Source organism: Bradyrhizobium sp. (genome assembly GCF_049581145.1).
Taxonomy (GTDB): Bacteria; Pseudomonadota; Alphaproteobacteria; order Rhizobiales; family Xanthobacteraceae; genus Bradyrhizobium.
Genome location: NZ_JBAURI010000406.1, coordinates 1 through 6,406 on the forward strand (window position 1 = coordinate 1; position 6,406 = coordinate 6,406).

General features: G+C 63.6%; 8 protein-coding genes and 1 pseudogene. 6 read left to right on the top strand and 3 right to left on the bottom strand.

The window, feature by feature from the left end:
* On the bottom strand, positions 1-473 hold a 473-nt coding region (locus WCB02_RS13085), incomplete at its 3' end, for a helix-turn-helix domain-containing protein (RefSeq protein WP_423958649.1).
* 176 nt (positions 474-649) lie between these two features.
* Between WCB02_RS13085 and aceA the strand changes: the two genes are divergently transcribed.
* The 3 genes from aceA to WCB02_RS13100 all read left to right on the top strand — a co-directional run bounded on the left by aceA (position 650) and on the right by WCB02_RS13100 (position 2,917).
* A complete protein-coding gene (gene aceA / locus WCB02_RS13090; RefSeq protein WP_423958650.1) occupies positions 650-1,957 on the top strand; it encodes an isocitrate lyase in 1,308 nt (435 codons plus the stop codon).
* 12 nt (positions 1,958-1,969) lie between these two features.
* Entirely contained in the window at positions 1,970-2,179 is a 210-nt protein-coding gene (locus WCB02_RS13095; RefSeq protein WP_423958651.1) for a DUF4170 domain-containing protein, read from the top strand.
* A gap of 192 nt (positions 2,180-2,371) precedes the next feature.
* Positions 2,372-2,917, top strand: coding sequence for a hypothetical protein (locus WCB02_RS13100; protein ID WP_423958652.1), 546 nt, complete (start codon positions 2,372-2,374; stop codon positions 2,915-2,917).
* 7 nt (positions 2,918-2,924) lie between these two features.
* Here WCB02_RS13100 and WCB02_RS13105 read toward each other — a convergent pair whose 3' ends face one another.
* Complete coding sequence (locus WCB02_RS13105) at positions 2,925-3,809, bottom strand: metallophosphoesterase family protein (RefSeq protein ID WP_423958653.1); 885 nt, start codon at positions 3,807-3,809, stop codon at positions 2,925-2,927.
* 134 nt (positions 3,810-3,943) lie between these two features.
* Between WCB02_RS13105 and WCB02_RS13110 the strand changes: the two genes are divergently transcribed.
* Genes WCB02_RS13110 through WCB02_RS13120 form a run of 3 tightly spaced genes read left to right on the top strand, consistent with a single transcriptional unit; the run spans position 3,944 to position 6,199 of the window.
* Positions 3,944-4,429, top strand: coding sequence for an NUDIX domain-containing protein (locus tag WCB02_RS13110; protein WP_423958654.1), 486 nt, complete (start codon positions 3,944-3,946; stop codon positions 4,427-4,429).
* Positions 4,430-4,478: 49 nt separating this feature from the next.
* On the top strand, positions 4,479-5,627 hold the full coding sequence (locus WCB02_RS13115; protein WP_423958655.1) for a hypothetical protein: 1,149 nt from the start codon (positions 4,479-4,481) through the stop codon (positions 5,625-5,627).
* 59 nt (positions 5,628-5,686) lie between these two features.
* Positions 5,687-6,199, top strand: coding sequence for a GNAT family N-acetyltransferase (locus WCB02_RS13120; protein WP_423958656.1), 513 nt, complete (start codon positions 5,687-5,689; stop codon positions 6,197-6,199).
* Positions 6,200-6,202: 3 nt separating this feature from the next.
* Here the strand turns inward: WCB02_RS13120 and WCB02_RS13125 are convergent.
* A pseudogene (locus WCB02_RS13125) lies at positions 6,203-6,406 on the bottom strand (hypothetical protein); the annotation flags it as partial.

A 6,406-nucleotide genomic window follows, 5' to 3' on the forward strand; every position in this document is an offset into this window, starting at 1 on the left:
GCCTCGATCAGCTCGCGCACGCGCTCGATCGGGTTGGCCTCGAACCGGCTGCCCTCGTCGCGATCGGCCATCTGCGCTGCGACCAGCGTTTCGCCCTGCCGCGCCTCGGTATAGGCCGCATAAAGCCGCTGCAGCGCATGGGTGACGCCGGGGCAGAGTTCGGCGAGATCGCGCAGTTCCTGCTTCGGCAGGTCGATCTGGCGGAACAGCGGATCGGAAAATATCTCATTGAGCTCGGCGAAGAAGCGGTCCTCGTCGGCGGTCGCGAGATCGCGCAGATCGAGGTCATAGGATTCCGCGAGACGCAGCAGGATCTGCGCCGTCACCGGACGCTGATTGCGCTCGATCAGGTTGACGTAGCTTGGCGAAATCCCGAGCCCCTCGGCGATCTGGGTCTGCGACAGCCCAAGCTGCTGCCGCATGCGGCGGAAGCGCGGGCCGACGAAGAGCTTTTTTCCGGAGTCGGACGGCATGGTAGATTGGGCCTGTTTTATGACAAAAATTACAACATAACATCTATTACATGTATTCATGTTACATGACATCACCATTCGATCGCAAGCTATATGTACACTTCATTGGAACCAGCGTTTAGCTCTCGCCACGCATATCGCAATGCACTGTCAAGAATGTCGATCGGAGAAGACAAATGGCGAAGACCTTTGAGCAGCTGGTTCCGGCGCCCGCGGGGCGTTTCGAGGGCATCACCCGTCCCTACACCCCCGCCGAGGTGGAGCGGCTGCGCGGTTCCGTGCCGATCGCCTACACGCTCGCCGAGAAGGGCGCCAACCGCCTATGGGACTCGCTGAAGAAGGAGCCCTACGTCAATTCGCTCGGCGCGGTGACCGGTAACCAGGCGATGCAGCAGGCCCGTGCTGGCCTGCCGGCGATCTACCTCTCGGGCTGGCAGGTCGCGGCTGACGCCAATACCGCGGGCGCGATGTATCCGGATCAGAGCCTTTACCCCGCCAATGCCGGCCCTGAGCTCTGCCGCCGCATCAATCGCACCTTCCAGCGTGCCGACCAGATCGAGCACTCCGAAGGCGGCAGCAAGATCGACTGGTTCGTGCCCATCGTGGCCGACGCCGAAGCCGGCTTTGGCGGCCCCTTGAACGCGTTCGAGATCATGAAGGCCTATATCGAGGCGGGCGCTGCCGGCGTGCACTTCGAGGACCAGCTTGCCTCGGAAAAGAAGTGCGGCCATATGGGCGGCAAGGTGCTGATCCCGACGGCGGCGCATGAGCGCAATCTGATCGCGGCGCGGCTCGCCGCTGACGTCTGCGGGGTCGCGAGCTTCGTACTGGCGCGTACCGACGCGGAGAGCGCAAAGCTGATCACCGCCGATGTCGACGAGCGGGATCGCGAGTTCATCTCCGGCGAGCGCACCCCGGAAGGCTTCTTCCGGCTCAAGCCCGGCACGGGGCTGGCGCACTGCATCAAGCGCGGCATCGCTTTCGCGAAGTATGCCGACCTGATCTGGTGGGAGACCTCGACACCGAACCTCGACGACGCGCGGCAGTTCGCCGAAGCCATGCACAAGGTCTATCCGAACAAGATGCTGGCCTATAACTGCTCGCCTTCGTTCAATTGGGAAGCCAATATCGACAAGGCGACGATCGCGAAGTTCCAGCGCGAGATCGGCGCGATGGGATACAAGTTCCAGTTTGTGACATTGGCGGGATTCCACTCGCTCAACCACGGAATGTTCGAACTGGCGCGCGGCTACAAGGCCGAGGGCATGGCGGCGTATTCGCGCCTGCAGCAGGCCGAGTTCGCCTCGGAGAAGTTTGGCTACTCCGCGACGCGCCATCAGCGCGAAGTCGGCACCGGCTACTTCGACCTGGTCTCGACCACCATCACCGGCGGTCAGTCGTCGACCACCGCACTCCACGATTCGACCGAAGCTGCGCAGTTCAAGCCGCATGGTTCGGAAGTCCACATCCAGGCAGCTGAATAAGAGGAGGAGATCATGACCAAAGGCAGCAATTTCTGGGTGATTGGCGGCGAGTTCGGCTCGATGAACTTCCACAAGCTCGTGGAAGGCTCCGCCCAGGTCAAAGGCCCGTTCAAGACGCGTCAGGAAGCGGAAGACTGCTGGCGCGAGGTTTCGGAGGAGAACCGGCACAAAGCCGGCGTGCGCTTCTCCATCGTCGAGGAGCCGAGCCGCAACGCGGCCTGACCGGCTTCCTTTGGATCGGCGAAGCGCAACCAAGGAGCAAGGCGGTCCCACCCGGTTTTCCGGGCGGGACCGCCCGCGGTCTGGCCCGTCCTGCGGCCTAAGATGTAAGCTATTGAGACTAAACGACCTTTGCGGGGGTTATGGTTGCTGCTAGGTTAAGGGCCGGTTGCAACCTTGGGCAAAGGCCGTCAGATGTCAGAGGCGCATAACACCGGTGCCGCGGGCGAGAGCCGCCCGATCCGCTTGCGTGACGCGCTGCGGCAGGCGCGGATCGAGGCTGCCGATCGCACCGGCGTCGTCGTCGATCTGCGCGATGCCGAGGTCGCGCGACTCGAAATCCTCAATGAGGCGCTCGATCCCTTGTTTGCCGAGGTTCCGGAGCAGATCGACATGTTTGACCGTGGCATCAGCCAGGGCGAAACGCCGCGACTATGGATCGATGTCGTTGCCCATGTCGTCATGGGGCGGGACAAGCGAATCTACCGTTTCGTGCAGGACACACGTTTCGGCCGCGTCGTGATCGCGGAATCCCATGATGTGCCGGTGATGGTGAAGGCCGTCACCGACTATATCGCGCGCCGCATGATCGAGCGCGAACAGGCGCTGGCCGCCATGCCCGCGCCGGCGAACGAGAAGAAGCCGTGCCGTCGCGGGTTCGGGATATTTGTGCTCGGCTTCGTCGTCGGCGCACTGGCGCTGTTTGCGTTCGCGCTCTACGCCAGCCTGCGGCCTCTGTGAGCGCGGGTTAGACCAGACGGGCCCGGTTCAATTCCCGCACTTGCAACTTCTCATCGATGCCACGCACGATCTGCTCGCAGCGCCACGCCGTGGTGTCGCGCTCGATCTGATAGAGGTTGTACGCGGCGGCGGGGGCATGGCCGTGCGCGAGCGCGGAGGCGGACGGCACGCCGATCGCGGGAATCTTGCCGCTCGGTCCGTCGATCCAGATGGTGGAGTGGATGTGGTCGTGTCCGTGCAGGATCAATTCGACGCCGTGCCGCTGCAACAGCGCGATCAGCTCGCCTGCATCGGTCAGCCGCTTGATGCGCGAACGCGATCGCAGCGGGTGATGGACCAGAAGGACCCGAAATGCCTGCTCGGCAGACAATCGCTGCAGCAGATGCTCCAGCGCTGAGAGCTGGACGCGGCCGAGCGTTCCCGTTGCCATCAAGGGCGGCGTCGGGAGCGCCGACGACAGGCTGATCAGCACGACGGGGCCACGCCGCCGCAGCGACGGAAACTGCACGTCGCACTGCGCGTCACCGTGGAGATAGTCGGCCCAGGCTTCCGCAAAGCGGCGCCGGGTCGCGCGGACGTAAGTGTCGTGATTGCCGGGAATGGCGGTGACCCGATCGGGTTCGCCGACATCCTTCAGCCACGACAGCGCCGGCGCGAATTCCGCCTCCAGCGCGAGATTGACGAGATCGCCGGTGACGACGACATGGTCGGGCCTCTGCGCATGCAGGTCGCCGACCAGCGCATCGAGCACCTCGCGCCGATGGTATTTGTGTCGGTTGCGTGTCCAGTTGAGATAGCCGAGCGCGCGCTTGCCCGCGAGCTCCCAAATCCGGGGCGTCGGCAACGGCGGCAAATGCGGATCGGACACATGCGCCAGCGTAAATCCCGCCATCAAGCGACCCCCGCCGAACCGGCTGCGCGCCACATCGTCACGATCATGCCGCGATATTCTCCGACTCCGTGGCTTCCTATTGGCAAGCCGGCCGTGCCGGCGCAAGGATCAAACACGATGGAATGTCATTTGCGATGAACTGGGCTGGCTTGCGGACGCCTCTTGAGCCGGTCGTGCGGCGTTGTTTCCACCTCTATTGGCGGCTGGCCCGCGGCATGACGCTCGGGGTGCGCGGCGTCGTGGTGGACCAGGAGGAGCGCGTCTTCCTGGTCAAGCACAGCTACGTCGCGGGCTGGCACCTGCCGGGCGGCGGCGTCGAGGTCGGCGAGACCGTGCTGCAGGCGCTCACGCGCGAACTCATGGAGGAGGGCCGCATCGAGGTTGTGGACACGCCGGCCCTGCACGGCCTGTTCTTCAACCGTCATGTGTCAAACCGGGATCACGTCGCCGTCTTCGTCGTCAGGCAATTCCGCCAGGACCGCCTTCCCAAGCCCAATCACGAGATCATCGCTTGCGGCTTCTTCGACGTCGATGCGCTGCCGGCGGATACCACCGAGGGGACGCGCCTGCGCATCAGAGAGGTGCTCGAGGGCGCGACGCCGAGCGCGACATGGCGCTAGGCTGTGCTAGGAGTCCCGGCGCCGAGTGACAGAGTATGCAGCCCACGCCGTGAAATCCCTGAAAATCATCGCAGGTCTCGCCTGCCTGCTGATGCTCGCCAGCAATGTCTGGTCGATGTCGCATTGGACCGAGTCCCGCGGGGTTTACGACGACGTCTGCTATTTGCGGCAGGCGCATCTGTTTCAGAGATTCGGCCTCACCGGCTTCGATACCGATCTTTCCCGGGATGACGATCATTACCTGGTGTCGAAACTGAAGGAGATCGGCTTTCCCACCTGGAACGACGTCACGACCTTGCCCTGTCATACCGCGATGTCGGCGTCGAACAAGAGGGTAGCCCAGTATCCGCCAGGTACCGGGCTGCTGCTTGCGATGTTTCCGGAAGGACATCAGGTGGTCCCGCTTTATGTGTCGGCCTCGATCGTCATCACTGGCTTTGCGCTGCTTGGTATCGTCTACGCCAGCTCGACGGCTACCGTGCTGGCCGCCGGCGCCTTCGGCTGCCTTGCGATCTATCTGATGATCAATCCGTCGAAGGCCAGCTATTCGATGGCGCCCACAATGGTGGTGTGCGCGCTGGCGGGTTATCTCACGGCCCGTTTGTTCATCAGGACGCGGCCCAGCCGTCGGACGCTGCTTTCGATCTCGCTCGGCCTGCTGCTCGGCCTGTCGGTCAATTTAAGGTTGCCCAACCTGTTCCTGGCGTCAGGCTATCTTGTGGTTTTTGTCATGGCCTTCTGGTCGAGCCGGAAGATCGTAGCGGCGTTGCGGGGCGTTGCTTTTGCTGTTGCTTTTCTGATCGGGTTGGCGCCGACGCTGCTTGCCAATGCGATCAACGCCGGCAGCCCCTTGTCGACGACCTATGGCGGCCAGGACGTGGCGCCGCCGGATTTCTCCTTTCGCGTGGTCTGGCAATACGCCGGCGACATTCAGACCATTTTTCTGCTGCTTGCGCTCGGGTGTGCCGCCTTCACCCTGCGCGCGCGTTGCGAGGAGGGCATTCGCCGGGTTGCGCTGGTGACGGTGGCAAACCTTGTGATCAATATCGTCTTCTTCATGAGCCATCCGGTGTTCACGCCCTATTATACGATCCCGATTGCGATGCTGTCGCTGTGGAGCCTGCTGTTCGCCTCGCTGATGCAGCAGGCGGACGAAGTGAGAGCCGGCAGGCCCGCCAAACAGGCGGTGGCGGTCTGATCATGGACGGGCAGGGGGCGATAGACCGCGAGGACGTCAGATGCTATCCCGCACGCGCGATGAACGATCTGTCTCTGACCATTTTGCCGGAAACCCCCAATGAGGCGCTCGCGATCGAGCGTCTGCACGAGCGCACCTTCGGGCCCGGCCGTTTTGTGCTCAGCGCCTACCGGCTGCGCGAGCATGTCGATCATCTGCTCGATCTGTCTTTCACCGCGCATATCGGCACGCTGCTGGTGGGGTCGGTACGCCAATTGCCGGTCTGCGTCGGCGAGACCAAGGCGCTGCTGCTGGGGCCGCTGACGGTCGAGCCGCCGTTTCGCAAGCACGGTGTCGGCCGAGCGCTGCTCGATCGCGCGCTCAAGGACGCCAGGTCGAACGGGCATCGCCTGGTGCTCCTGGTCGGTGATGAAGCCTATTACGGGCGCGTCGGCTTCAAGCGGGTGCCGAAAGGCAGGGCGACCATGCCGGGGCCGGTCGACTACGACCGCCTCCTGGTCGCAGAACTCGCCGATGGCGCGTTCGACGGCGTCACGGGCGCGATCCGCCCGGATTGGAGCATGGCGCGATAGACCTCAGGAGGCGTGCCCTCGGGGCGGCTGCGGCTCTCCGGCCGATTTCAGACGGACGAATTCGGCGTCGGTGGTCACGTAGAGGAACTCGACCATTTCGGGCAGCATCAGCAGCGACGGCGTCGAAAACACCACCCGATCCGCCAGAGCGAAGACGTCGCAGATCTCGCAGCGATCCGCACCCTGCTTGGTGGAGATCTGTCGCAG

Coding starts and splice junctions, on each gene's coding strand:
- aceA (WP_423958650.1), top strand. CDS start 650: ATGGCGAAGACCTTTGAGCAGCTGGTTCCGGCGCCCGCGGGGCGTTTC.
- WCB02_RS13095 (WP_423958651.1), top strand. CDS start 1,970: ATGACCAAAGGCAGCAATTTCTGGGTGATTGGCGGCGAGTTCGGCTCG.
- WCB02_RS13100 (WP_423958652.1), top strand. CDS start 2,372: ATGTCAGAGGCGCATAACACCGGTGCCGCGGGCGAGAGCCGCCCGATC.
- WCB02_RS13105 (WP_423958653.1), bottom strand. CDS start 3,809: ATGGCGGGATTTACGCTGGCGCATGTGTCCGATCCGCATTTGCCGCCG.
- WCB02_RS13110 (WP_423958654.1), top strand. CDS start 3,944: ATGAACTGGGCTGGCTTGCGGACGCCTCTTGAGCCGGTCGTGCGGCGT.
- WCB02_RS13120 (WP_423958656.1), top strand. CDS start 5,687: ATGAACGATCTGTCTCTGACCATTTTGCCGGAAACCCCCAATGAGGCG.